Raw genomic sequence first — 25,977 nt, 5'->3', positions numbered from 1 at the left:
GTAGACGGCCTCCGGGAAGCCGGCCGGACGTACTCGCGGCGAGTGCCCGGCGGTCCGGAGCGGAGGATACCCGCGCCGGGCGGTCCCCGGGCGGAGGCGGCACCGCCCGCCGCTGACGCCGGGAACCCGCGGCCCGGGCCGCGGGCCTGGGCTCGGGCGGGGGCGCGCCGTCGGCACCCCGGCCCCGTCCGGGGACGCCCGGGGGCCGGACCCGCGGTAGGAGGATCCGGCCCCCGGGCACCGGCAGACCGGCCGACGGGCGAGCCGTCCGGGCCCCGGCCGCACCCGGGCAGAGGGCGGCGGGGCGCGCTCAGCCGTTGATGCAGACGTTGCCGACGGCCGGGTTGAGCAGGCTGACGACACCGATCGAGTTGCCGCACACGTTCAGCGGAACGTGCACGGGGATCTGGATGACGTTGCCCGACAGCACACCCGGGCTGCCGAACGCCGTGGCCGACGCCCCACTGTCCGCCACGGCGCTGCCGGCGCCGGCGAGCACACCGGTCACGGCGAGGGCGGCCACGGTGGACGCGATTCGCATGCGCATGATCTCTCCTAGAGGGGTCTCGACGAAACGAGTCGGGCACGATCACACCGGACCCGCGCAGCCGCCCCCGGGCATTCGGCGGCTCGGGGGCGTGTCGGAAAGACCTCGTCCGACACCCCGGCCGGCTCCGGACCTCGTGCACGGCCCGGCTCAGGCATCCCAGTCCCAGGTGTCGAAGTACGCCGTCACACCCGTCCGGCGGGCCTCCAGCACCGCCCCCAGCCGCGCGAAGTCCCGCTCCGGCATGTGCGCCCGCCACTCCTCCGGCGACAGGACGCGCGCCTCGTCGTGCTCTGCCGGATCCAGGGTGATACCGGCGATCCGGTCGGCGGTGAGCCGGCCGCCGTCGAAGACGAACCCGATCGTGCTGAACGGCCACGCCGCGCCCGGCAGGCCGTACACGGCGGCCAGCAGCCGGGTGGGCCCCTCGACGGTCATCCCGGTCTCCTCCCGGCACTCCCGCACCGCCGTCTCCCACGGACGCTCGCCCGGATCCATGGTCCCGCCCGGCCACTGCCACGGGTGCTCCCGTGAGTACACCGCCCGCAACTGCAGCGGCCGGTCGTCCTCGTCGGTGAAGAACAGGCAGGCGAAGGCGGTCGCCTTCATCAACGTCTCGGCGTACTGCTCCGGTGGCAGCCACGTCGTGCTCACGACGCCCCGCCACCGCGGAGTCCCGGCCGCCGGGCCGCCGGGATCCGCCCGGTGCCGCTCACGCGTACGGGAGCCGTACACCGGGACGGGCCGGAAGGGAGCACCTCGGCCGCCGGATCGGCGATTCCGCAGACGCCTGCGGTGGCACGGGGAGTGGTCACGGTTGGGCCTTTCTCACGGCGCCGGCCCACGGGGCGGCGGCGGGGCGACACCGACTCGGGTCGTCGAACGGAACGTCAAGGGCTGGTCCGGACCTTCGCCCGGCGCGACCGGAGCCCCGGACGTACCTGGCGCGGTCCTGGGCCCGCCCGCCGGGACCAACGAGGGACGGCGGCCGCCGGGACGGCCGGTTTCGGACGGAATCCACGCGGGTGCGCATGGGCGCGGGGGAGGACGCGGGATGCCCGGCCCCGCCGTCCCGCCACCGGCAGGGCGGGGTGGTGCCGGTGCACGCCGCCCGCGGCCTTCCCACCCGGGGGAGGATCAGGTCGCGGGGCCGGATGGCCGAAACGCCGCGCCCGTGTCCCTCGAGTGGCACGGCTCGCGCCCACCGGAACCGGTCGGCGGAACTCCCGGACCTGGCGGCACCCGCGGGGCCGCGGCGGCCGGCCGCCGCGCGAACAGGCCGGTGCCGCGGCCGGCCCGCACATCGCGGGCGTCCTCATGCGGCCGGCGAGCTGAACTCGGCGGGGGGAGCGGCACGGACAGAGGGGAACGCGGACTCGAAGCCGTCCGTCCACGCATCCTCGTCGAGGCACGAAGTCGTCGCCGACGAAGCACTCCGGCTCGTCGGCGAAGCCCGGCAGGAGCCGCGCCCGGCGGAACCGCTCCTCGGCCCTGGCGCGGGTGGAGCAGACGCCGAGCAGCCCGGCGTCGCCACCGTCCCGCTCGCTGATGAACACACCCTCGCCCGCAACGTGCCGGGCGGCCCGATCCGCACCCGCTGCATTCCGATGCCCGACATGCCGCAGCAGGGGGCCGTCATCGGCGCGGGCTACCTCCGAGCACGTGCATCCTCTGCGGCCACCCGATCACTTCAGCTCGAGTACGCGCCACCACGGTCCGGAAGAGCCCTCAGAGGGGCGGATCGTCGCGCAGTGCCATCAGCCACCGCACGCGCTCAACGGCTCCTTCGGCGGCCGCCCCACCGGACGCGGCCGGAAACAGCCGACCCCACGAACAGGCACGGCCGAGAGCGTTCAGACGCCAGGCGAGGCTCACGGCCCGACGCAGCTGCGCCGCGGTCCGACCGCCGCCCGTCCACGGCTCCAGGTACGCGTCGCGCAGCCGGGGCAGGACGTCGTGACCATGGAGCTCACCGGCCCTGCGGGCGGGGACCAGCAGGCTGCAGAAGGGGTGGGAGACGGCCGCGTCGCCCCAGTCGAAGAACGTGAACCGGCCCGGCTCCCGGACGAACAACCGGGCGTCTTGCAGATCGGAGTGGTCCAGGGAGTCGGAGACGCCCACGGCCGCGAGTTCGGCACACAAGTCCGCGACGATCGGCCGGAGGCCCTTGAGGCACCGGCGCTCGAGCGACCGCGGCGCGGTGTTCTGCGCGACCAGCCTGTCGAAGACGTCCGGCAGCGCGGCGGTACGGGCGCTCGGGACACCCAGCTCCTCCATCTCCCCGGCATGCGCGACAAGCACCCGCTGCATCCGGGCGTACTGGCGCAGCGCCTCTTCCCAGGCACCGGGCCGGACCGCCCCCCGGTCGAGTGCGTTCCTGAAGAGTTCACCCCGTCGGGCAGCAGCGACCACCCGCGCCCGGTGTCCACGGCCGGCGGTTCCAGCACGTGCTCCGGCACCCACCGGGCCGGCGCCGTGCTCAGCGCGCCTTCGAAGGCGCTGGCCGGCGGATTGGCCTTGAACCAGACGGAGCCGCGCCCCTCGACCGGGATCCGTACCAGGACCGACCAGGGACGAAGCCGCACGGCCCATGGGCCGGCCACCCGCAGGCCCTCTGCTGCCGGCACCTGCGCCACCCAGTCCAGGGCAGCGCCCCGCCACGCCTCCTGCTCCCACGGACTCTCCGCGTCCGGGTACTGCCCGCGGTCCACGCGCACCGACACCTCGCCCATCGGGCCATCCCAGCACCGGAACCGGGGCGGGTACCACCGGATTTCCCCGCCGGCCCGTGGCGCGGGCCACCCGGGGGCGCGCCCCGCCGGCAGCGGACGGTCACCACACCCACCCGAGGAGGGAGCAGGCCGTGCCGGTACGGGCCGCGGCCGTGCGTCGATCCGGCGACACGGGGCAGACGCCGGGCAGACGCGGGTGACCGACCCCGCACTGCTCCGTCCCCAGGGCGGGGCGGCCCACCGGCGATCAGCGCCGCCGCCCGCCACGAGCCCGGCGGGTCAGGCGCCCCGACGCGGGGAGCGCCGTTCCCCGCGACCCCGACACCGGGAGGACAGGATGACCCCGATCGTGACGGCCGCGGCGGATGCCGCGGCCGCCCCCGCATGGCTGCACATGACGGTCATGGCAGTGGCGTTGCTCGTACTCCTCCACAGCCTGGCCGGGCACGGCGACTGACGTCCCCGGCGCCCGGGCGGCACGGCCCCGCACCGCCCGGACCCCGTGCACCGGGTCGCATGCCCCACCGGCCGGGTGGCCGGGTCACGGCGCGGGTGTCGCGGCGGCGACCGCGCGATGGACGGCACGGGCCAGCCGGGCGCCCCACCGGGACCGAGGACCGGCGAAAGGGTGCACCTCCTCGCCGGGACGCGGGACGCGCGCGGCAACGCACACGGCGTCCGTGGGCGTGCCCGAGCAGTCGTACCCGGCGTCGAGCAGGGCCTGGACCTTTGCCTCGGTGGCCGTCGCCACCGCGTTCACCAGCGCGGCGTCGGTGAGCGCCACCGGAAGTGCCGCGACGACGTTGACGGTACCCGGTGGCGCGAGCGCGACGCCGCCCTCGTCAGCGGCGGCGGCCCAGCCGCGGACCGTGAGGCCCACCGTCGCGAGGGCCTCCGCGCCGCCGTCGCGGGACTGCCCGTTGCGGGAGACGTCGGCGGCGGTCATCAGCCCCACGCCCGGACCGACCGTGCCGAAGCCGGCGGCCAGTCGTGCGAGATGGCGGTCCGGGTCCCGACGGCGGTAGCCGTGGGCGACCTGGGCGTTGAGGACCCAGGCCCGTTCGCCGATGCCTCCGCCGAGCACGGCGTTGCTGATCATGCGCCACCCCGGTCCGGCCGCCCACAGCAGGGCGGGCAGCCGCTCGCCCCCCTCGGTGCGGACGAGGCACCGGGCGGGCAGCAGACCCGGGGCGGTCCGGGGCGGAGGTACGAGGGCGGTCAACGGGCACGGCTTCCTGCTGGGGGCGACCGGTCGATCGTACGCGGTGCCGGCGTCAGCGGTGCCGGGGTTCGCGACGCGGTCTTACGCCTGAGTTCCGCAGTTGGTAGGCATGCGGATGAGTCGAAAACAGAGATTGAGCTGCGGAAACGTCGGGATGGCGCCCGTGCGGGCGTGTGCCCACGTGGGCACGTTGTGGCTGGTCAGGCCGGGTCTGCGGCGGTGATCCGTGGCGGCGGTTTGATGCCGCAGGCGCGGTAGAGGGCGGCCTGCTGGCTGGTGAGCGGGGTGGTCTGGGTGATCTGTCCGGCGTCGCCGGTGAGGGTGACCTCGTGCACGCGGCCGAGTTCGGTGCTGATCCGGTTCCAGGTCTGTCCGGTGCGGCGTTCGGCGACGCGGATCAGCAGCAGTGCGAGCCAGCACAGCAGCACGTGGGCGCGGATGCGGTGTTCGAGACGGTGAAAGACCGGTCGTAGTTCCAGCACCGTTTTCAGATCACGAAATCCGCGCTCGGCTTCCAGGAGAGCCTTGTAGCCGACCGCGATCTCCTCGGCACTCAGGTGCGGATCGGAGCTGGTCAGCAGGTACTTGCCGTCGAGACGCTCCTCGGCCTTGACCTTGGCGCGGTCGATGGCCAGCCGTCCGTTCTTCGACGTTCTCAACCACCGCTTCAGGGTGGGGTGTTCGATCAGCGCGCACTCGGCGCGCACGTGGGCGGCCTCCGCCCGCTCCCGCGCCTTGGCTGTGGTCGCGCGCTTGGCGTCACGTTCACGCTGGGACCGGATCCGCTCCAGTTCGGCCTCGATCCGCTTGATGGCCTCCTCGCGATGGCGACGGTCGCGTTCCTCCTGGGCAGGGTTGTGGCAGATGACGAAGCGCCGGCCCGGGGCCTGGTCGAGCTTGACTTCCTTGACGCGCAGGTTGTCGCGGACGCTCTGGTAGCGGCCCTGCCGGGCGAGCGCGGCCTCGGCCAGGTCGCCTCCGTCACGCATGCGCATCCCGGCGATGTAGTGGCCGCCGGCGCGGGTGAGGTAGGCGAGATTGTCCGCGGAGGAGAAGCCGCGGTCGACCACGGTGATCACGCGGCCCAGCTTCCAGTCGCGCATGTCGTCCTTGACCTGCGGCAGGATCGCCTGGTCGCTGGTGCCGCCGGGCCAGCACCAACACCGGACCGGGACGCCCTCTTTGGTGACAGCCAGTCCGATGGTGATCTGCGGCAGGTCGTCGCGGTGGTCCTTGCTCTTGCCGTAGGCGCGGAACGGGGTCTCGCCCTCGTCGGGTTCGTCGCGTTCGAAGTAGGTATTGGTGGTGTCGAAGAACAGCAGGTCGACTTCGAGGTTGAGGAGGTTGGCGACCGCGAAGAACACCGCTTCCTGCACTTCAGCCTGGGCGTCGGCCTCCACCAGCAGGTCCATGGCCCGGTATGCCTGGTTCTCGTCCATGGCCTCCAGGCCGGGTATCACCGCGTCGCGGCCGGCCCACTCGGCCGCCGACAGCTTGGAGGCCGGGGCGATGGCACGGTTGGCGGCCAGTGCGAACAGCACGCGCTCGACGTCGGTGCGGAACCGGCGCGCGCCGAGGATCTTCTTCAGGGCGGCGTCGATCTCCAACTGCCGCCACAGGCCCTGCAGAAGCCAGACCGCCCCGAGCGGGCGCGAGCCGGTCACCTGCAGGCCGCCGCCGGCCGCCGGAGCGGCCGCGTCAGCGCCGTCCTCGCCCAGGTAGCGGTTGATCGAGGCGACCAGACGGCGCAGGCCGTCGGTGTCGAGCTGGTCCTCGCGGCCGAAATTGTGCACCACCTCGGCCTGCGTAGTGCCGCCCACCCGCCGGTTGTGCGCGAGCTGAACATAGCGAACCGTCGTGCCGTTCTTGTTCTTCCGCTGGGTGGTCCGCAAGTACATGCCCACAGCATCAACGATCACAGCAAGAAGATCAATACCTCATGGACTAGGCGTGTGCCCACGCGATTCACGCGACGCGCATGCACCGAAACACCGTGACCTGCGCAGACACTGATCGACAGACCCGTATGTGCCTACGAACTGCGGAACTCAGGTTACGGTGCCGGCGTCAGCGGTGCCGGGACTCGCCGTGCCGGTGGCTGCCCGATCGGGGACGGCGGTCGCGGGACCGCCCCGCCGGACCGTGCTGCCGTGCGCGCGGGCGACCGCCCCGCCGGACCGTGCTGCCGTGCGCGGGGGCGACCGCCCGGACCGCCCGCTCCCGGGCACGCCCCGGCTTGCCGCAGGCCGCCGTCCTGGCCGCGGCGCCCGACCGCCGCCGGCCCCAAGTCGCCCGCCTCGGGCCGCCGGTGAACGGGTCCGTTGCGGGTTTCCGTGCCGCCGGGCTCAGGGCTGTGCGGGAGGAAGGGCTGTGCGGGAGGAAGGGCCGTGTGGGAGTGAGGGCCGTGCCGCCGGGATCGGGGCTGTGCGGGAGGGAGGGCTGTTGGGCAGGGCACGGGCGCCGCGGACACCGCGCCGCGGAGGGACGGCGACCGGGGGGAAGACGGGCGGGGGACGACGACCGGGGGAGGACGGGCGGGCGGCGAAAGGAGCGACCGTGCCCGAGACCTTCCGCGAGAGGTTCCGGATACCTCCCCGGTGTCCGGCTCGACGTCAACCGCGGGCCCATGTCCATCGCGCTCGCCAAGGGCGATGCCGTCAAGGGCAGTTGCCCGTCGACAGACCGGCGCGCGACCTCCGTGGACCTCCCGGTCCCTTCGGCTACCGCAGGGCCACTGCGCGCCGCAGCCGCAGCCGACGGGTGGTGCGTGCCGGCGTCGACCGCGTGAGCGCGAAACCGCCCCGAGGGCGATGGGCCCCCGCCGGTATTCCCGTGCTCCCGTACCCCCGTGGCCCCGTACCCCCGTGGCCCCGTACCTCCGTGGCCGCGTGCTCCCGTACCTCCGTGGCCGCGTCGGCCTCCGCGGCCGCCGGTTCCGCGTGTGGCGGGAGCCGGCGGCCGCGGTGCCACTCAGACGCCGAACTCCGCCGGTGAGATGCCGAGCGCGGCGCAGGCGTCCCGGACCGCCTGCTGCTCGGAGGGCTCGACGTAGCCGTCGGCGCCCGCGACGACCATGCCGGTCTGGACGACCGCGCGGGCCTCCTGCGGCTTCTTGGCGGCCTTGGCGATCTCCTTCAGCGCCTCCGCCCTCCCCTGCTCGAAGTTCGCCGTGAGCCGGTCCACATGCTGGTGGAATCGCTGGCGGAGCTGGTCCGCCGGGAAGTTCTGCAGGACCTCGTTCGACACGATGAGTTCCTCGACGCGCTGACGCTCCGTCGGGTCGACATGCCCGTCGGCCGCGGCCACCAGAGCGCACATCGCCATGCTGGCGTCCCGGTAGGCGCCGCTCTTGAGTTCGGTCTTCACCGCTGCGAGCTGGGACTTGAACAGCCCGATCAACTGGGCTTTGGAACCACCGGACGAACCGTGTCCGCGACCGCCGTGCTGTACCTGCCCCACGGGGCCGTACCCCTGTCCGTGCCCGCCGCCTCCCGGGGAGTTCCGGGGCTGCTGGAGGTTCTTGGCCTGCTCCTTGAGCCGGTCCCACATCGCCACTGGTGCCACCTCGGCTTCTGCTGTCCGTCCGCTGCCGGTCGTCGGCCGCGCTTCACTGCGTGCCGTACCCGGTCAACGCCGGGCGGCCGGCTCCAGGTTCCCGCAGGACGGAGCGAACGAGGGGGAGGATCGCCGGGGAGGCGGCATGCGAGGAGGCGGCCGCGCGAGAGGGCGGCCGCCCGGGGCGGAGGCGGCCGCGCCGTACATACCGGATGTCCGGTACATACGGCAGGGCCGACTCGTGTGGCGGAATGCCGGCGCCACGGTGCCACGGTGCCGCGCTCCCGGGGCGCGTGGAGTGCGTGGGGTGCGCGGCCCATGGGCGCACCGCCTCGATCAGGACGGGGGCAGGAGTACCTGGTCGATGATGTGGACGACGGCGTTGCTCGTGGCCACGTCGCCGCAGAGGATGGTCGCCGAGTCGTTCACCTTGAAGGAGTCACCCGACCCGGACGTGGTCAGCTCGGCTCCCTCGAGGGTCTTGAACCGGCCGTCGGGCAGCTGGTCGACGGTGACCTCCGACCCGACGACGTGGTACGTCAGGATCTTCTTCAGCTGCTCCTGGTCGTTCAGGATCTCGTTGAGCTGGGCTTCAGGGATCTTCGCGAAGGCGTCGTTGGTGGGTGCGAAGACCGTGATCCCGTCGGCGTTGTTCAGCGTGTCCACGAGCCCGGCCTTCTTCACTGCGCTGACCAGCGTGGACAGGTCGGGCTGCTCCGCGGCGGCGGTGGCCACCGGCTGGTCGGCCATCGCCGCCGGGCTGCCCGCACCACTCGTCGGCAGCGCGGAGCAACCGGGTCCGAAGGGTTCCAGCGCGGGGCCCGCCTGGGCCGTGGGAGCGGCTGCGAGGAGCGGAAGCGGTACGAGGAGCGCACCGGCTGCGGCGAGAGCGGCGCCCCTGAGGCGATCGGTGGTCATGAGTTTCACCTTTGCTGGGAGGGGTGCGGCGGACTCCCTCGTGCTGTCCGCCACATCTCACTCTTCGCGGGAACCCCGCCTTCCGGATGACACCGGCGGGCGTTTTCACCGTCCGGATGATCGCCGGTGCACGGCCCCGCCCGCGCCCAGCCCGCGCCCTGCCCTCTCGCGACCTCTCGCGACCTCTCCCGACCTCCCGCGTCCACAGCTCCGCGCGCCCACCCCGGCGCGCCACCGCGCGACCCCGGTCCCGGCGGCCCCGCCCGCAGGGCCGCCGGGACCGCGGAGGCCACCTCCTCCCTCCCCTCCCTCCCCTCCCTCGCCCGCTCGTGGCGGGCCGGCGGCGAGGGGCGGCGAGGGGTGGTGGTTCCGACGGCCCGCCCGGCGGCGCGCAGCGTCCGTCACGCGGTGCGGCAACCCGTCACGGGGTGCGGCAACCCGTCACGGGGTGCTGCCGCACTCCGTGGAGACGGCGATCCGCTGAGCGTCCCGCCGAACCGGGCCGGACGCCCCGCCCGCTCCGGCGGGACGCCTCACCGCCGGCCCCCCGCGGAGTGCGGCAACCCGTCACGCGATCTCCATGAGGAGGTCGCCGCCTTCCACCTGCTGGATCCGGTTGATGGCCAGCCGCGCGACCCGGCCCGCCTTCGGGGCGGTGATGGTGGCTTCCATCTTCATCGCCTCGATGGTCGCCACCGTGGCGCCCGCCTCCACCTCGTCCCCCTCGGACAGGGCGAGCGTCACCACACCGGCGAACGGCGCGGCGACATGACCCGGATCCGAACGGTCGGCCTTCTCGGTGACCGGGACGTCCGAGGCCGCCGACCTGTCGCGCACCTGGATCGGCCGCAGCTGGCCGTTCAGCGTGGCCATAACGGTCCGCATGCCGCGTTCGTCGGCCTCACCGACGGCCTGCAGCTCGATGAGGAGCCGCACGCCGGGCTCGAGGTCGACCCCGTACTCCTTCGACGGCCGCAGTCCGTAGAAGAAGTCCTTGCTGTCCAGCACGCTGGTGTCGCCGTAGGCCTGCCGGTGCGTGTCGAACTCGCCCGTCGGGCCGGGGAACAGCAGCCGGTTGAGCGTGGCCCGGCGGCTCTTCTCGAGACCCGCCCGGTCCTCGGCGGTCAGCTCCCGCACCGGCTTGGCGCCGGCCCGGCCCTGCAGCGCCTTGCTGCGGAAGGGCTCCGGCCAGCCTCCCGGCGGGGTGCCGAGTTCGCCGCGCAGGAACCCGACGACGGAGTCCGGGATGTCGAACCTCTCGGGCGTGGCCTCGAACTCCCGAGGCGACACCCCGGCTCCGACCAGATGCAGGGCGAGGTCGCCGACCACCTTCGAGGACGGGGTGACCTTCACCAGCCTGCCGAGGATCCGGTCGGCGGCGGCGTACATCGCCTCGATGTCCTCGAAGCGGTCCCCCAGACCCAGGGCGACCGCCTGGGCGCGCAGATTGGACAGCTGCCCGCCCGGGATCTCGTGGTGGTAGACGCGTCCGGTCGGCGAGGCCAGTCCGGCCTCGAACGGCGCGTAGATCCGGCGCACGCCCTCCCAGTAGGGCTCCAGGTCGCCGACGGCCTGCAGATCCAGCCCGGTGGGGCGCGGGGTGTGGTCGGTCGCCGCCACGATGGCCGACAGCGACGGCTGCGACGTCGTGCCCGCCATCGACGCGACCGCGCCGTCCACCGCGTCCGCCCCCGCCTGGATCGCCGCCAGGTAGGTGGCGAGCTGGCCGCCCGCGGTGTCGTGGGTGTGCAGGTGCACCGGCAGGTCGAACTCGCGGCGCAGCGCCGAGACGAGTGTGGCCGCCGCCGGGGCGCGCAGCAGCCCGGCCATGTCCTTCACGGCCAGGACATGGGCGCCCGCGGCGACGATCTCCTCGGCGAGGCGGAGGTAGTAGTCCAGCGTGTAGAGCCGCTCCGAGGGGTCGGACAGGTCGGAGGTGTAGCAGAGGGCGACCTCCGCCACGGCCGTACCGGTCTCCCGTACCGCCTCGATCGCGGGCCGCATCTGCCCCACGTCGTTGAGCGCGTCGAAGATCCGGAAGATGTCGACGCCGGTGGCCGCCGCCTCCTGGACGAAGGAGTCGGTCACCTCCGTCGGGTACGGCGTGTAGCCCACGGTGTTCCGCCCGCGCAGCAGCATCTGGAGGCAGATGTTGGGGACGGCCTCACGCAGTGCGGCCAGCCGCTCCCAGGGGTCCTCGGCGAGGAAGCGCAGGGCCACGTCGTAGGTGGCACCGCCCCAGCACTCCAGCGACAGCAGCCGCGGCAGTGTCCGCGCGACCGTCGGGGCGACGGCGAGCAGGTCCCTGGTGCGGACGCGGGTGGCGAGCAGCGACTGGTGGGCGTCGCGGAAGGTGGTGTCGGTGACGCCGATGGTCGGCGATCCCCGCAGCCACCGGGCGAAGCCCTCCGGTCCGAGTTCCACCAGCCGCTGCCGGGACCCGGCGGGCGGCTCCCCGGCGGGCAGCGGGGGCAGCTTGGCGACCGGGTCGGCCAGGGCCGGCCGTTCACCGTGGGGTCTGTTCACCGTCACGTCCGCCAGGTACGTGAGCAGCTTCGTGCCGCGGTCGGCGGAGTGGCGCGCGGTGAGCAGATACGGCCGCTCCTCGATGAACGACGTGGTGACCCGCCCGGCCTGGAAGTCCGGGTCGTCCAGTACGGCCTGGAGGAACGGGATGTTCGTGGCCACGCCGCGGATGCGGAACTCGGCCACCGCACGCCGGGCCCGGCCGATCGCGGCCCCGAAGTCCCGGCCCCGGCAGGTGAGCTTGACCAGCATCGAGTCGAAGTGGGCGCTGATCTCGGTGCCCGCGTGGGTCGTGCCGCCGTCGAGGCGGATGCCGGAGCCTCCCGGTGAGCGGTAGGCGCTGATCCGGCCCGTGTCCGGGCGGAACCCGTTCGCCGGGTCCTCGGTGGTGATACGGCACTGCAGAGCGGCACCGCGCAGCGTGACGGTCTCCTGAGCGAGCCCGAGGTCCGCGAGCGTCTCACCGGCGGCGATACGCAGCTGCGCCTGGACCAGGTCGACGTCGGTGACCTCCTCGGTCACCGTGTGCTCGACCTGGATGCGCGGGTTCATCTCGATGAAGACGTGGTTGCCGTCGCGGTCGAGCAGGAACTCCACCGTGCCGGCGTTGCGGTAGCCGATCTCCCGGGCGAAGCGCACCGCGTCCGCGCAGATCCGGTCCCGCAGCGCCGGGTCGAGGTTCGGCGCGGGTGCCAGCTCGATCACCTTCTGGTGCCGGCGCTGGAGCGAGCAGTCCCGCTCGAAGAGGTGGATGACGTTCCCGCTGCCGTCGGCGAGGATCTGCACCTCGATATGGCGCGGATCGACGACCGCCTTCTCCAGGAAGACCGTGGGGTCGCCGAACGCCGACGCCGCCTCGCGGGACGCCGCCTCGATCGACTCCCGCAGCGCGGACGGGTCCTCCACACGGCGCATGCCGCGCCCCCCGCCGCCGGCGACCGCCTTGACGAACACCGGGAAACCGATGTCCTGCGCGGCCCGGACGAGTTCGCCCACGTCGGTGGAGGGCTCGGACGAGCCGAGCACCGGCACCCCGGCGGCGCGCGCGGCGGCCACGGCGCGGGCCTTGTTCCCGGTGAGTTCGAGGGTGTCCGCGTCCGGCCCGACGAAGGTGATGCCCGCCTCCTCGCAGGCGCGGGCCAGTTCCGGGTTCTCGGACAGGAACCCGTAACCCGGGTAGACGGCGTCCGCCCCCGCCCGGCGGGCGGCGGCCACGACCTCCTCGACGGAGAGGTAGGCCCGCACCGGGTGCCCCTGCTCGCCGATCTCGTAGGCTTCGTCGGCCTTCAACCGGTGCAGCGAGTTGCGGTCCTCGTAGGGGAAGACGGCGACGGTGCGCGCCCCCAGTTCGTAGCCGGCGCGGAATGCGCGAATCGCAATCTCGCCGCGGTTGGCGACCAGCACCTTGCGGAACATCCTGGATCCCTTCAGCCTGGTGGCGACATACCCCATGGTCTCAGCCACCCCAGTCCCTACCCGGCGGTAGCGTCAAGAGTCCCGTGGTGGTCGGCGCACCCGCGCGGCGTTGCGTTGGTCACGTCGCCCGGTCCGCCGAACCCGCCCGGTCCGCCGAACCCGCCCGGTCCGCCGAACCCGGCAGGGTCTCCCGCAACCGGCCGGGTCTCCGGCAACCGGACGGCACGGGGACGGGTGGCACGTGGACGGGTGGCACGTGGACGGGTGGCTTGTCCGGCCCGGCGGATATGCGGCCGGGCGGTCGGGGACCGCGAGCGGCGTTCCCGTGCGGGCCGCGGCGGCCGCGAGGGCCGCGCCCGCGCCGGGCGGGGACGGGGCCCTCGCGGCAGCCGTGCGGGGCCGTGCGCCAGCGCCCGGGCACTACGACGGCGACGGGCCCGCCGCACCGGGAGCCGTGGCCGGCACGGGTGCGGCGGGCCGGGCTTCCGCAACCGCACGGCGGCACGGACGGTACGGACGGCGCACCCCGTGTCCCGCAGGGTGCGCCGTCCGCTGCGGCGGGGGCTCCCAGACCTGCCGGACCCGCCGGACCCGCCGGACCTGCCGGACCTGCCGGACCTGCCGGACCTGCCGGACCTGCGGGACCTGCCGGACCTGCCGGACCTGCCGGACCTGCCGGACCCGCCGACACCGGCGGGTCCGGCGGGTGGGGGCACCGGGATCAGTAGTCCGGAGGCCGAGCCCCACCCTGTTGGCCTGTAAATCGAAGGCGAACGGGTCTTCTCGACCTTGGACGCGTTCTATTTACGAATCAGGCGAGGTCGAACCGGTCCAGGTTCATGACCTTGTCCCATGCCGCGACGAAGTCCCTGACGAACTTCTCGTTGGCGTCGTCGCTCGCGTACACCTCCGCCAGAGCACGCAGCTCGGAGTTGGAGCCGAAGACCAGGTCGGCCCGGGTCCCGGTCCACTTGACCTCGCCGGTGGCGCCGTCACGGCCCTCGAAGGTGCTGGCGTCCCCGGCCGTCGCCTGCCATGTCGTCCCGAGGTCGAGCAGGTTGACGAAGAAGTCGTTGGTCAGCCTGCCCGGGGTCGCCGTGAGCACCCCGAGCCGCGACTGCCCGTGGTTCGCGCCGAGCACGCGCAGTCCGCCGACCAGGACCGTCATCTCGGGCGCGCTCAATGTCAGCAGGTTCGCCCGGTCGATCAGCAGGTACTCGGCCGGCAGCCGGTTGCCCTTGCCGAGGTAGTTGCGGAAGCCGTCGGCGGCCGGCTCGAGCGCGGCGAACGACTCGGTGTCCGTCTGGTCCTGCGACGCGTCCACCCGGCCCGGTGCGAAGGGGACGCCGATCTCGACGCCGGCGTCCGCGGCGGCCTTCTCCACGGCGGCGCCGCCGGCGAGGACGATCAGGTCGGCGAGCGAGATCCGCTTGCCACCGCTCTGGGCGGAGTTGAAGGACTGCCGGATCCCCTCGAGGGTGCGCAGCACGCCCGCCAGCCGGTCGGGGTCGTTGACCTCCCAGCCGCTCTGCGGTTGCAGGCGGATACGGGCACCGTTGGCACCGCCGCGCTTGTCGCTGCCGCGGAAGGACGAGGCCGACGCCCATGCCGTGGACACCAGCTCGGGCACCGGCAGGCCCGAGTCGAGGATCTGCGCCTTCAGCGCGGCGACGTCCCCGGCGTCCACGAGCTGGTGCGCCACCTCGGGCAGCGGGTCCTGCCACAGCAGCACCTCGGACGGCACCTCGGGACCGAGGTACCGCTGGATCGGGCCCATGTCACGGTGCGTCAGCTTGTACCAGGCCCGGGCGAAGGCGTCCGCGAAGGCGCCGGGGTCCTCCAGGAAGCGCCGCGAGATCTGCTCGTACACCGGGTCGAAGCGCAGCGAGAGGTCGGTGGTGAGCATCGTCGGGGCGTGGGTCCTCGACGCGTCGTGGGCGTCGGGGACGGTACCCGAGCCGGCACCGTCCTTCGGCCGCCACTGGTGAGCGCCCGCGGGGCTCTCGAACAGCTCCCACTCGTAGCGGAACAGGATCTCGAAGAAGCTGTTGTCCCAGGTGATCGGGGTGTCGGTCCAGATGCCCTCGAGACCGCTGGTGATGGCGTCGGCGCCCTTGCCCGTGCCGTGGCTGTTCTTCCAGCCGAAGCCCTGCTGCTCGATCGGGGCGGCCTCGGGGTCCGGGCCGACGGCGTCCGCCGGGCCGGCGCCGTGGGTCTTGCCGAAGGTGTGGCCGCCGGCGATGAGGGCGACCGTCTCCTCGTCGTTCATCGCCATCCGGCGGAACGTCTCGCGGATGTCGCGGGCGGCGGCCAGGGGGTCCGGGTTGCCGTTGGGGCCCTCGGGATTGACGTAGATGAGGCCCATCTGGACCGCGCCGAGCGGGTTCTCCAGCTCGCGGTCGCCGGTGTAGCGCTCGTCGCCGAGCCAGGTGGTCTCCGGACCCCAGTAGACGTCCTCGTCGGGCTCCCAGACGTCCTCACGGCCGCCCGCGAAGCCGAAGGTCTCGAAGCCCATCGACTCGAGGGCGACGTTGCCCGCGAGGATCATGAGGTCCGCCCAGGACAGGCTCTGGCCGTACTTCTTCTTCACGGGCCACAGCAGCCGGCGGGCCTTGTCGAGGTTGCCGTTGTCCGGCCAGCTGTTGAGCGGGGCGAACCGCTGCTGGCCCGCCCCGGCGCCGCCGCGGCCGTCGCTGATGCGGTAGGTGCCCGCGCTGTGCCACGCCATACGGATCATGAACGGTCCGTAGTGGCCGAAGTCGGCCGGCCACCAGTCCTGGGAGGTCGTCAGCACCTCGGCGATGTCCCGCTTCACGGCCGGCAGGTCCAGGCTCCCGAACGCCGCGGCGTAGTCGAACCCGCCGCCGAGCGGGTTGGCCACGGCCGGGTTCTTGGCGAGGATCTTCAGATTGAGCCGCTCCGGCCACCACTGGCGGTTGCCTCCGCCCTGCGTCGGGTGCGGCGCGCGCCCGTGCGCGACCGGGCAGCCTCCCGAGCCCTCGGTCTTGGCGTCGGCGACGATTGCGTCATGGTTCTCGGACATGGGAATCCTTCCGGACTGGGCGGATCGCGTGTGCTCAGGAACTGCGGGCGGTCGAACTGCGGGCGGTCGAACTGCCGGCGCGGGCCCCGGTGGGCGGCCTTCCCGGCGGCGCGGCCGGGCGGCCGGTGCGCCGGCCGGTGCGACGGCGGCACGGCCCGGCGGGGGCACGCGCCGAGGGCCCCGCACGGAGCCCGGACAGGCGGGCGCCGAGACGGGCGCGCGCCCGGGAACCGCCCGCCCCGGCACGGCGGCGGGTCCTGCCCACCGCGGTCCCGGACGGCATCTCGCCGGTGGCCGTCATCCGCCGGCCGGCACGGTGCGGATCGGCGGCGGTGTTCCCGTCATGTCCTCGTCTCCTGCCGTGCTGGAGCCCTCTGCGCCCTTGGCTGTCACCGGAACCGATCCTACGATGGACGCAGTCCAGGTCAAGAAGCTCGCCTGATCCGTATCCGATCAGATTCCGGACATCCACGGATAGACTTCGGCCGTCCCGTCGAGCGCGAATTGGGTGAACCGACATGAGCGACCTGCTGGAGCGGCTGCGCGGGCGTGGCTGGCGGGTGACCGCCCAGCGGCGCGTCGTGGCTGAGGTCCTCGACGGCGACCACGTGCACCTCACGGCGGACGAGGTGCACACCCGCGCCGCGCGGCGACTGCCCGAGATCTCCCGGGCGACCGTCTACAACACGCTGGGCGAACTCGTCGCTCTCGGCGAGGTCGCGGAGGTCTCCACGGACGGCCGCGCCAAGCGGTACGACCCCAACGCGCACCACCCGCACCAGCACCTCGTGTGCTCCGGCTGCGGCGCCATCCGCGACGTCCGCCCGACCGGCGATCCACTGGACCGCCTCCCGGCCGATCAGCGGTTCGGATTCACGGTGTCCGGGGCGGAGGTCGTCTACCGCGGGCTGTGCCCGTCCTGCGCCTGAAGCCCCGCCCGGGCGGGGACCCGGCCCCCGCCTCCGCCTCGCACCACCTGCCGCCCCGGGCACCGGCCCGGTTCCCGGTTCCCGGGGCGGCCGCGGGCGGCGGGTCGAACCCGCCCGTGCCAGGCCGCCCCGTCCGCGGCACCCGTGGGATCGCCACCGGTGCGCTACCCGCTGCGCTTCCATGCGCCGGGCGCACCGGAAGCGCACTCTCCTGGAGGTGAGCGCTCCCGTGCCTCCCCGGCGTCGACTACGTGGCCGATCGGCGGGCACTGGCTGTACGTACCACCACCGAATTCGGCCGGTCACATGAGGCTGCGAGGCAGTTGAGGGGGAGCAAACGTGATCAGGGTGCTACTGGTGCACGACGCCTACCTGATGAGATCGGCGCTGACGGCGTTACTGGGAAGGGAAAGAGACCTCCAGGTGAGCGGCTCCTCGTGGGCGGCGGCCGTCACGCGGGCGCTCTCCGTCCGGCCGCACGTCTGCGTCGTGGACGTCGACTGCCCGGGCGCGGTCAGACCGGCGGCTCTGACGGCCCAGGCCCGGGGCGTGACCGGACCCGCCCCCGCACTGCTCGCGCTGGCCACGGCCGCCAGGCCCGGGGCGCTGCGCCGCGCCTTCGACGCGGGCGCCCTCGGCTACGTCAGCAAGGACGCGGGACCCCGGCGACTACTGGAGGCCATAAGGCAGGTCGCCGAAGGCGAGCGGTTCGTCGACGAGTCGCTCGCCTTCGGATTCCTCCAGGCCGCGGAGATGCCTCTGACGCCCCGCGAACTCAGCGTGCTGCGGATGGCCGCGGAAGGCTCGACGCTCGCCGAGATAGCACGCCAACTGCATCTGTCGCTCGGGACCGTACGCAACTACATGTCCGCGATCACCCGTAAGACCGGAGCCCGCAACCGGGTCGACGCGATACGGAAGTCCCAGCATGCGGGGTGGGTCTGAGCGGCGGGCACACCCGCGGGCGGGCTGCCGCGCCGGTGGGCGACCGCCGGCCGGCCGCCCCCGCGGTCGTGCCCCGCGAAGCGGTGCGGGCGATCAAGCGCTCCGCGTTCCGGTTCGAGGCAAACGGCGGCCCACGGAGGCCCACAGAGGCCCACGGCGATCTCCGTGGAGACGTCGACCCGCCGGGCGTCCCGCCGGAGCGGGCCGGACGTCCGGCCCGCTCCGGCGGGACGCTTCACCGCCGGCCCCCGCGGACTCCGCCGCCTTGGCCGCCTGCACCGCCCGGCGGGACGCCGTCGCCCCCGCCTCCGGAGCGCCCCCGCCTCCGGTCGTGCGGCTGCCGGTCGTGCGGCTGCCGGGGTGCCCGGTGACCGACCAGGTTCCGGTAGGTCTCCGACCGCCGCAGGAGTTCTCCGTGTCGTCGGGCGACGGCCTTCGTGCCGTCCAGCACCGGTACGCGGTCGGCGTGCCGGGCCGAGGAGGGCCGATGGGCGATCACCGGTCGTGCGGCTGCCGGTCGTGCGGCTGCCGGGGTGCCCGGTGACCGACCAGGTTCCGGTAGGTCTCCGACCGCCGCAGGAGTTCTCCGTGTCGTCGGGCGACGGCCTTCGTGCCGTCCAGCACCGGTACGCGGTCGGCGTGCCGGGCCGAGGAGGGCCGATGGGCGATCACCGGTCGTGCGGCTGCCGGTCGTGCGGCTGCCGGGGTGCCCGGTGACCGACCAGGTTCCGGTAGGTCTCCGACCGCCGCAGGAGTTCTCCGTGTCGTCGGGCGACGGCCTTCGTGCCGTCCAGCACCGGTACGCGGTCGGCGTGCCGGGCCGAGGAGGGCCGATGGGCGATCACCGGTCGTGCGGCTGCCGGGGCGCCCAGTGACCGACCAGGTCCCGGTAGGTCTCCGACCGCCGCAGGAGTTCTCCGTGCCGTCCGGCGACGGCCCTCGTACCGTCCAGCACCAGTACGCGGTCGGCGCGCCGGGCCGAGGAGAGCCGATGGGCGATCACCAGCAGGGTTCCCGGCCGCTCGGCGAAGGCGTGCTCGGCGCGGGCCTCCGCTGCCGGATCGAGATGGCAGGTCGCTTCGTCGAGCAGGGTGAGCCGGGCGGGGGCGAGATAGGCCCGTGCGAGGGCGACGAGCTGGCGCTCCCCCTGGGAGAGGGCGGAGGGCCGGACCGGCGAGTCGAGTCCGCCCAGCCGGTGCGCCAACTCCTCGAGGCCCACGGCGCGTACCGCGGCGTCGACGGCGGCGGTCGGCGCTCCGCCGGACCGCAGGTAGAGCAGGTTGTCCCGGAGAGTGCCTCCGAACACGTAGGCCTGCTGGGGGATCAGGGCCCGCCGTGCGGCGAAGGGGTCCCGGTCGGGAGGTCGGACGGGCACTCCCCCGATCAGCACCCGGCCGTGGGCGGGAGCGAGCAGTCCGGCGGCGAGGGCGAACAGGGTGGACTTGCCGATGCCGCTCGGACCCACCACGGCCAGGTGCTCTCCCGGCTCCACCCGCAGGTCCAGGCGGTCGATCACGGGGACGGCGCCGGGGCCGTAGGAGAAGGACAGGGACCGCAGCTCCAGGACCGGTACCCCGCCGTGCGGCGCAGCGGGCGGTGCCGTGCGCGGGCGGGCCGCGGCCGGAGGGGACGCCGTACGGCGGGGCGCCGCTCCCGCCGCGCCGCCACCCGCCACCTCCGCCCGAGGCGCGGTGCCGGAGGGAGGCGGCCGGTCGTCCTGGCTGGTGAGGCGGTCGAGGATCACCAGCAGCCGGGTTCCGGCCGCGCCCAGGCCGGTCATCAGGGTGTTCAGGGCCGGCAGCAGGGCCTGCGTCAGATAGGTGAGCGCGCCCAGTAGTTCTCCCGCGGTGACTCCGCGCTCCAGCAGCCACGGCGCGGCGGCCAGCAGGAGGACGACGGGGGCCTGCCCGGCCAGTTGGAGGGTGAGTGTCCGGACCGCGGCCCACCGCGCGAGCGCCCGTGCCGCCCGCGTCTGAGCGTCGATCAGTTCGCCCGCCGCGTCCGCGGTGCGGCCCTGCGCGCCGCAGGCGGCGATGTCGCGCAGACCGGAGACGGCGGTGCCGATCCGTGCGGCGAGTTCCTCGTCGGCGTGCAGATAGTCCCGCTGCCGTGCCGCCGTGGGCCGCAGCGCGGCGGCGAAGAGCGCGAGCCCGGCGGCCAGTGGCGGCAGGAGGACGACCAGCAGCTCCGGGGCAAGCGCCGCGAGGCCCGCCACGACTCCGGCGACCGTGAAGACGAAGGATCTGGTCACCATGACCACTCCCGCGAACGCGTCCCGCGCCGCCTCCGTCTGGTGCGTCAGCCGGGAGACCGCCGTCCGGCCGCCGGACGCGTCCCGCCCCGCGACAGCGGCGGACAGGGCGGAGTCCACGACCCGGCGGACCAGGCCGTCGCGCAGCGGCTCCACCAGGCCGGCGAGATGGTGGAACACCCTGTTCGTGGCCGCTCCGCCGACCACCACCGCGGCGGCGGCCACGGCCAGCCAACCCAGCCCCACCCACGGCCGCCCCGCGAGGAAGCCGCGGTCCAGTGCCGCGGCCACGCCGTACCCACCGAGGAAGGTCTGCACGGACTCCAGCAGCGACCAGCAGCCGAGGCGCACGACCGCGCCCCGCCGCCGGCCGAGGAACGGGACCGCGTACGGCAGCGTCCGGCGCAGCAACCCCCGGACAGGGCCGGTCCCATCGGGCGCGGCGGGGCGGCGGTCGGGCGGGACGGGGGCCTTCTCCCCGTGCCCGGCCGCACCCGTGGCCGCGGGCATCCGCCCCCCGGCCGTCAACGGACGCCGCCCGGCCGTCAACGTACGCCCTCCGCCGCCGGACCGCCCCCGGCCGCGGAGCCTCCCTCCGCGGGGCCGGACCCCGCCGCGCTGCCGAGGCGGCCGGCTGCGTGTGTGCCCGCTGTCGCGGCGCTGCCCGCCGTGCGCTCGTCGCCTCGGTCCGGATCGCCTCGGTCCGGATCGACGCTGCACGGATCGACGCCGTCCGGATCGCCTCGGTACCCCTCGCCCCCCGGCCGGCTCTCCGGCGAGCCGTGCGGTTCGCGGCCCTCGTCGCCGTCCGGCGCGGCGAACACGGCACGGTACCCGGGCAGCGCCCACAGCGCGGCATGCGGGCCGACCGCCCGGACACGTCCCCCCTCGAGCCACGCCACGAGGTCGGCCCGGGCCGCGGACGAGATCCGGTGGGCGACGACGAGACGGGTACCGGGCCTGACCTGGTTCAGCAGGGCCCGGGCTACCCGGCGTTCGGTGACGCTGTCCAGGCTCGATGTGGCGTCGTCCAGCACGAGCAGCCGTCCGGCGTGCGCGAAGGCCCGTGCCAGGCCCAGCCGCTGCGCCTCCCCGCCGGACAGCGGCGCGCGGTCCAGCCGGGTGTCGTAGCCCTCCGGCAGCCGCCGGACGAAGCCGTCGGCGTCCGCGGCCCGGGCGGCGGCGATCACCTCGTCCGGGGGAGGGGCGTACGGCCCGAAGGCGATGGAGTCCGCCACGGTCGTGCCGAACAGCGCGGGCCGTTCGAAGGCGTACGTCACCTCCCGTCGCAGGACGCCCGGTTCGATCTCGGGCACCGGGACGCCGTCCAGGTGGACGGTGCCGGCGTCGGCGTCGGCCAGCCGCCCGGGCAGCCCCGCCAGTACCGTCTTGCCCGAGCCGGAGCGGCCCACCAGGGCCAGGGTGGCGCCGCCGGGCACGACCAGGTCGATGCCGTGGAGCACGGGCCTGCCGTCGCGCACCACCGACACCCCGCGGAACTCCAGCCGTCCGGGACCTCCGGCCGGGAGGCTGCGCCTGCCGTACGCCACGGCCGGCGCGGCCATGGCCTCGGCGGCGCGCCCCGCCGCGGCCCGGCTGCGCAGCAGCCCCGCCAACTGCGCGACGACGGCTCCCAGGCCCGCGGCCAGAGCCGCGTAGCGGACCGCGGCCAGCAGTTCACCGACGCTCATGTGCCCCGCCGCCACCCGCAGCCCGCCGACGGCGAGCACGCCGGTCTCCAGCAGCGGCAGCAGCACCGCCCCCCGGGCGACGGCGCGGCCGTAGACATGCCACATGCGCCGCCCGGTGGCGGCGAGTTCGGGCAGCGGCGCCAGGATCCGGGAGCGTTCCCGTTCGGCCGTGCCGGCCGCGGCGACGGTGCGGGCTCCCTGGAGCGCCTCGACCAGACGGGCCGCGATGTCCCCCTGGACGCGCTGGTAGTCGGCCACCCCGGATCGGGTGTCGCGGGTGAACGCGCGGAGGAGCAGCACCAGCAGCGGCGCTCCGGCCGCGAAGACCGCGGCCGTCCACAGGTCGGTCACGGCGAGCGCGACAAGTCCGCCGACCGGCAGCAGGATGGCCGGTACGGCCGCGGCGGCGGTCGCCGGCGCCGCGGCGGCCTCCGTCACGTTGGCCGTCAGCCGGGTCACCAGGTCGCCGGGGGTGAACCGCTGCGCCGCCCGCGGCCCCGCGGCGAGCACCCGGCCCAGGGCCCGGCGCCGGGTACGCGCCGCGGATCGTGCGGTGAGTGTGCCGGTGAGGTGGGCGGAGACCGCGTCGCACAGGAGGTCCGCGACCACGAGGGCCGCGCAGAGCGCCAACCACGGTCCGGCGTGCGCGCTGCCCGCGAGCACGAGGTCCAGCGAGCGGCCGAGCAGGGCCGGCAGCGCCAAGGCGGCGGCCGCCGACAGCAGGCCCGTCGCGACGAGGACGGCGGTCCGCCCGGCAGACGCCCGTACCGCGTCGGCCAGCAGCGACCGGGCGGCGCGGGCCGCCGGCGGTGCGGACGCGCCGCGGTCGCCGTCCGCGACCTCCGGACCATGGGGACTCAACGGGCGCTCCTTGAGGTGACGGACCGGGCGGTCCCGGAAGTGACAGGCCGGGCGGTCCTGGAAGTGACAGGCCGGGCGGTCCTGGAAGTGACAGGCCGGGCGGTCCCGGCAGTACCAGGCGGCCGGCCGTCCCGGCGGCAACGGACCGGGCGGTCCCGGGCGCCTGGGACGCCCGGGACCGCCGGTGCGATGTCACCGCCGCCGCGCGCAGTGCCGCCGCGGCGGGCCGGTCAGTTGCAGGTGGTGATGCTCAGGCTGCTGTCCCCGCACAGCAGCAGGCTCGCGCGGCTGCCGCCGGTGCCGAACTCGTCCGTGAGCTCGTCCTTCGGGGTCTCCATGGTCTGCAGGTCGAGGAGCGACATGATCGTTTCCTTTCTCGAGGACGGATGTGCCTTGCCATGACCTCCGGTGACCGGAGGTCAGCTCTGGGGGCCGGAAGAACGGCCGGGAGGGACGGGCGGCAGGAACGGCAACTGCACCGGGGTGCCGTGCAGTGCGGCGCCGAGCGCCAGCAGACAGCCCGCCGTGCCCGTGGCGAGGTCCATGGAGAGCCGCATCATCTGCTCGCCGGGGAAGGCGAGCCGGCCCTCGTAGGGCAGGGCGTGCCAGGACAGGACGCCGATCTGCCGGGCGAGATCGGCGGACGAGGTACCCGGGCCGGTCGCCGCCGTCCGGCTCAGGTGCAGCACCATGCCCGCCGCACCCCTGAAGAGGCCGGGCTGCGCGTAGAACTTCGCCTGCGCCGCCCGCACGATCTCCTGCCTCGCCCGGGCGAAGCGCTCGTCGTCGCCGTGGACGAGCCAGTCGTCGAGGACCATGCCGATACCGGCGCTTCCCGCACCGAGGTACGGCATGGTGCGCCAGCCCTCGTCGACCTGGAGCGCGCCGCCCGCCCCGCGTACGCACCGGTCCAGATCGCGGTGCAGCGCGTCGGAGGCGAGGCGGAGCAGGGCCGGGTCGCCGGTCCTCTCGTACAGGCGCAGATGCAGCAGGGCCGCCCCGGAGGCGCCGTGCAGCAGACCGGCCCGCCGGCCCGGCCCGCCGGCCGGCTCCGCCGCACCGGCGACGAGGCGGCCGCAGCGCACCGCGGCGTCCCGCAGGGCGCTCTCCCCGGTGGACTCGGCCAGTGAGTCCAGGGCGAGGCCGATACCCGCCAGGCCGCCGTACAGGTCCGGGCCCATACCACTCCAGTCCTCGCCGAGGACGACGTCCACCAGGTCCAGGGCCGCCTTCCGGTGCCCGAGGCGGTCCAGCGTCCAGGCGGTGCCCGCGAGCCCGTCGTAGAAACCGAGCGGGCTGCCGGACGCGGGCCGGCGGACGGACCGCAGCAGCCACTCCTCGGCCTCGGGCCACCTGCCGCAGCCGGTTTCGGCCAGCGCGTACAGGACACCGGCGGCCCCGTGCGCGAAGCAGGCGCCGCCGACGGGAGTCGCGAACTGGGCGATGTCACCGGGCACGCACCGGTCGTCCCGGCCGAACCGGGCCGAGGCCCGGATCGCGTCCGCCATCGAGTCGCGGCTGTGCGGCCAGTCGCCCGGTTCGACCGGCAGGTAGCGCGGCCGGTGCGCGGGGGCGGCCCCCGTGGCGGGCAGGTCCCGGGTGATCTCCGCGACCGCCTCGTCGAGGAACGCGCGGTCCACGGGGAAGTTCTCGGCGACGATGTCCGCCAGATGGGCGGCCTTCGCCCGGTCCACCGCGAACAGGCTGGTCAGCGGGAGGAACAGGGCCAGACGCAGGCAGGCGAGGGCGTACCGGTCGACGTCGGCGCCCCTCCGGTCGGCCGGGGCCACGAAACCGGGGTTGGCGATGACCTGCCGTCTGCCCTCCGAGGCCGGCGCCGCGGCCTCGAAGTCCAGCAGCACCACGGAGGACTCGTCCTCGCCCACCATGATGTTGAACAGGTGCAGATCGTTGAAGACCACTCCCCGCGCATGGACCTGCGCCACCGCCTCCTCGACGAGCCGGTGGACGCGGAGCGCCCACCGGGTGTAGGCGGCGAGCGCCTCCTCGCCGGGGTCCTCCTCGATCAGCGGATGGCGCCTGGCGAAGAAGGAGTTGAGCGGACGCCCCTCGATGTACTCCAGGACCAGGAAGCGATGGTCCGCCAGCGTGAACCAGTCCAGCACCTCGGGCGTGCACGGGAGTCCGGACAGCCGTTGCAGCGCGTCTCTCTCCCGCTCCAGCCGGGTCACCGCGTCCGCACCGTCGGCGGCCAGCCCGGCATGGGGCCGCCCCTCCTTGAGCACCACGCGCCTGCCCGTGCGCTCGTCCCGGCCGACGTAGACGCCGCCGCCGTTGGAGAAGTGCAGGGCGCGCTCGACGGTGTAGGGGATGCCGTCCGTGGTGACGGCCGCCCTGGCCTCCGCGTGCGGACGGAGGAAGTCCGGCAGCGCGACCCAGTCCGGCAGGTGGAAGGCGGGGCCGCGGACGTCCGGGACGAGCCGGCCCGAGGGATCCTCGACCGCGGGCCGCAGCTCCCCCTGCTCGTCGCGGCAGTGCCGCTCGGTGAAGCTGCCGTAGCGGACGAACACCGGCCCCGCTCCCCACCGCAGGTCGCTGAGGATGTACGGGCCGTCCTCCCCGGCCAGGAGCGCGCCGAGGTCCTCGGCCACGGTGCGGCACTGGTCGTCGCAGGCGGGATACACCGTGATGAACTTGCCGCTCGCCGCCCGGTCCGCGTACTTGGCGTTGCGGTTGTGCAGCAGATAGCGGCTCGGTACGAACTTGAAGGCGATGTCGCGCGGTACGCAGTAGTCCCACACCTGGGCGAGCACCTTCTCGGCGTTGTCGAGGCGGGCCGCGACGTGGATCTTCCAGCCCTGCGCCGGCAGGCCGCCGTCGAGCGGGCGGTAGGCGAGCCAGTCCCCGGCGCGGTGGCGCTGCCAGCCCGCCGGGGCCTCGCGCCGCGCCGCCTCGTACAGCCTCCCCGGCCCGTCGCCGTCCTCGGCGAGGAGGTGGGGAGCGTCGTAGAACCGCCGGTCGGCGTCGCAGAAGACGGCGTACCCCTTGTTCATCTCGTCCCCCCTGTGGCCGGTGTGACGCCCCAGAGGCTGTCATGGCCGCGAAGGCCGCCGACAGTCGCAGCCGTCACCAAGGGACCGTGAGGAACTCACGAGTAGCGACCGTCCGGCCGCTGTCCGTGATGGATGCGCGGCCCCGCGCCACGCGGTGCGCCGGCCCCGCTCACCACCGCGGCGGGCGAGCGGGGCCGACCCCGTGCCGGTGCCCGTGGAGCGCATCGCGGCCGGTCGCGGCCACGCGGCGGATCGCCGCGGGCACCCTCCACCCGGCGGCGGAACCGCCGTCCTCCACGCGGGCGCCCGCGTGGAGGACGGTGCCGC

At 74.4% G+C, this 25,977-nt stretch carries 14 protein-coding genes and 1 pseudogene; 2 read left to right on the top strand and 13 right to left on the bottom strand.

What is annotated here, in order from left to right:
• Nucleotides 1-310: 310 nt before the first annotated feature.
• The 9 genes and pseudogenes from DDQ41_RS00455 to katG all read right to left on the bottom strand — a co-directional run bounded on the left by DDQ41_RS00455 (nt 311) and on the right by katG (nt 15,959).
• Nucleotides 311-547 (bottom strand): chaplin, encoded by a 237-nt coding sequence (locus DDQ41_RS00455; RefSeq protein WP_172607780.1) that lies wholly within the window; start codon nt 545-547, stop codon nt 311-313.
• 150 nt (nt 548-697) lie between these two features.
• Entirely contained in the window at nt 698-1,201 is a 504-nt protein-coding gene (locus DDQ41_RS00450) for an NUDIX domain-containing protein (RefSeq protein WP_109297467.1), read from the bottom strand.
• Between the two features lie 1,074 nt (nt 1,202-2,275).
• Nucleotides 2,276-3,279, bottom strand: a pseudogene (locus tag DDQ41_RS00440) (aminoglycoside phosphotransferase family protein).
• A gap of 541 nt (nt 3,280-3,820) precedes the next feature.
• A complete protein-coding gene (locus tag DDQ41_RS00435) occupies nt 3,821-4,501 on the bottom strand; it encodes an adenosylcobinamide amidohydrolase (RefSeq protein WP_109292643.1) in 681 nt (226 codons plus the stop codon).
• A 200-nt stretch (nt 4,502-4,701) separates the two neighbouring features.
• Nucleotides 4,702-6,399 carry an IS1634 family transposase gene (locus DDQ41_RS00430; protein WP_109297466.1) on the bottom strand — a complete coding sequence of 566 codons (1,698 nt, stop codon included), beginning with the start codon at nt 6,397-6,399 and terminating at the stop codon, nt 4,702-4,704.
• 1,072 nt (nt 6,400-7,471) lie between these two features.
• Nucleotides 7,472-8,056 (bottom strand): tellurite resistance TerB family protein, encoded by a 585-nt coding sequence (locus tag DDQ41_RS00420; RefSeq protein ID WP_109292642.1) that lies wholly within the window; start codon nt 8,054-8,056, stop codon nt 7,472-7,474.
• A gap of 336 nt (nt 8,057-8,392) precedes the next feature.
• On the bottom strand, nt 8,393-8,974 hold the full coding sequence (locus DDQ41_RS00415; RefSeq protein WP_109292641.1) for a fasciclin domain-containing protein: 582 nt from the start codon (nt 8,972-8,974) through the stop codon (nt 8,393-8,395).
• 567 nt (nt 8,975-9,541) lie between these two features.
• A complete protein-coding gene (locus DDQ41_RS00410; protein ID WP_109297465.1) occupies nt 9,542-12,916 on the bottom strand; it encodes a pyruvate carboxylase in 3,375 nt (1,124 codons plus the stop codon).
• Between the two features lie 811 nt (nt 12,917-13,727).
• Nucleotides 13,728-15,959, bottom strand: coding sequence for a catalase/peroxidase HPI (gene katG / locus DDQ41_RS00400; protein ID WP_109292639.1), 2,232 nt, complete (start codon nt 15,957-15,959; stop codon nt 13,728-13,730).
• Nucleotides 15,960-16,477: 518 nt separating this feature from the next.
• Between katG and DDQ41_RS00395 the strand changes: the two genes are divergently transcribed.
• Both DDQ41_RS00395 and DDQ41_RS00390 read left to right on the top strand, forming a co-directional pair.
• Nucleotides 16,478-16,888, top strand: coding sequence for a Fur family transcriptional regulator (locus DDQ41_RS00395; protein ID WP_109292638.1), 411 nt, complete (start codon nt 16,478-16,480; stop codon nt 16,886-16,888).
• Between the two features lie 339 nt (nt 16,889-17,227).
• Complete coding sequence (locus DDQ41_RS00390) at nt 17,228-17,833, top strand: response regulator transcription factor (RefSeq protein WP_109292637.1); 606 nt, start codon at nt 17,228-17,230, stop codon at nt 17,831-17,833.
• A gap of 841 nt (nt 17,834-18,674) precedes the next feature.
• On the opposite strand, the gene DDQ41_RS00380 is transcribed toward DDQ41_RS00390, so the two are convergent.
• The 4 genes from DDQ41_RS00380 to lanKC all read right to left on the bottom strand — a co-directional run bounded on the left by DDQ41_RS00380 (nt 18,675) and on the right by lanKC (nt 25,650).
• Nucleotides 18,675-20,495 (bottom strand): ATP-binding cassette domain-containing protein, encoded by a 1,821-nt coding sequence (locus tag DDQ41_RS00380; protein WP_262508309.1) that lies wholly within the window; start codon nt 20,493-20,495, stop codon nt 18,675-18,677.
• A gap of 134 nt (nt 20,496-20,629) precedes the next feature.
• Nucleotides 20,630-22,636, bottom strand: coding sequence for an ABC transporter ATP-binding protein (locus DDQ41_RS00375; RefSeq protein WP_262508308.1), 2,007 nt, complete (start codon nt 22,634-22,636; stop codon nt 20,630-20,632).
• Nucleotides 22,637-22,866: 230 nt separating this feature from the next.
• Nucleotides 22,867-22,998: a SapB/AmfS family lanthipeptide gene (locus DDQ41_RS00365; RefSeq protein ID WP_109292635.1), complete on the bottom strand. Its 132-nt coding sequence runs from the start codon at nt 22,996-22,998 to the stop codon at nt 22,867-22,869.
• A 57-nt stretch (nt 22,999-23,055) separates the two neighbouring features.
• A complete protein-coding gene (lanKC, locus tag DDQ41_RS00360) occupies nt 23,056-25,650 on the bottom strand; it encodes a class III lanthionine synthetase LanKC (RefSeq protein WP_109292634.1) in 2,595 nt (864 codons plus the stop codon).
• Nucleotides 25,651-25,977: the final 327 nt, after the last annotated feature.

Source organism: Streptomyces spongiicola, assembly GCF_003122365.1.
GTDB classification, from domain to species: Bacteria; Actinomycetota; Actinomycetes; order Streptomycetales; family Streptomycetaceae; genus Streptomyces; species Streptomyces spongiicola.
This window is presented reverse-complemented; position numbering and strand designations above follow the sequence as displayed.

What these genes read in the sequence shown, in the direction of transcription:
- DDQ41_RS00410 (WP_109297465.1), bottom strand. Translation starts at nt 12,916, where the DNA reads ATGTTCCGCAAGGTGCTGGTCGCCAACCGCGGCGAGATTGCGATTCGC.
- DDQ41_RS00395 (WP_109292638.1), top strand. Translation starts at nt 16,478, where the DNA reads ATGAGCGACCTGCTGGAGCGGCTGCGCGGGCGTGGCTGGCGGGTGACC.
- katG (WP_109292639.1), bottom strand. Translation starts at nt 15,959, where the DNA reads ATGTCCGAGAACCATGACGCAATCGTCGCCGACGCCAAGACCGAGGGC.
- lanKC (WP_109292634.1), bottom strand. Translation starts at nt 25,650, where the DNA reads ATGAACAAGGGGTACGCCGTCTTCTGCGACGCCGACCGGCGGTTCTAC.
- DDQ41_RS00430 (WP_109297466.1), bottom strand. Translation starts at nt 6,399, where the DNA reads ATGTACTTGCGGACCACCCAGCGGAAGAACAAGAACGGCACGACGGTT.
- DDQ41_RS00455 (WP_172607780.1), bottom strand. Translation starts at nt 547, where the DNA reads ATGCGCATGCGAATCGCGTCCACCGTGGCCGCCCTCGCCGTGACCGGT.
- DDQ41_RS00365 (WP_109292635.1), bottom strand. Translation starts at nt 22,998, where the DNA reads ATGTCGCTCCTCGACCTGCAGACCATGGAGACCCCGAAGGACGAGCTC.
- DDQ41_RS00415 (WP_109292641.1), bottom strand. Translation starts at nt 8,974, where the DNA reads ATGACCACCGATCGCCTCAGGGGCGCCGCTCTCGCCGCAGCCGGTGCG.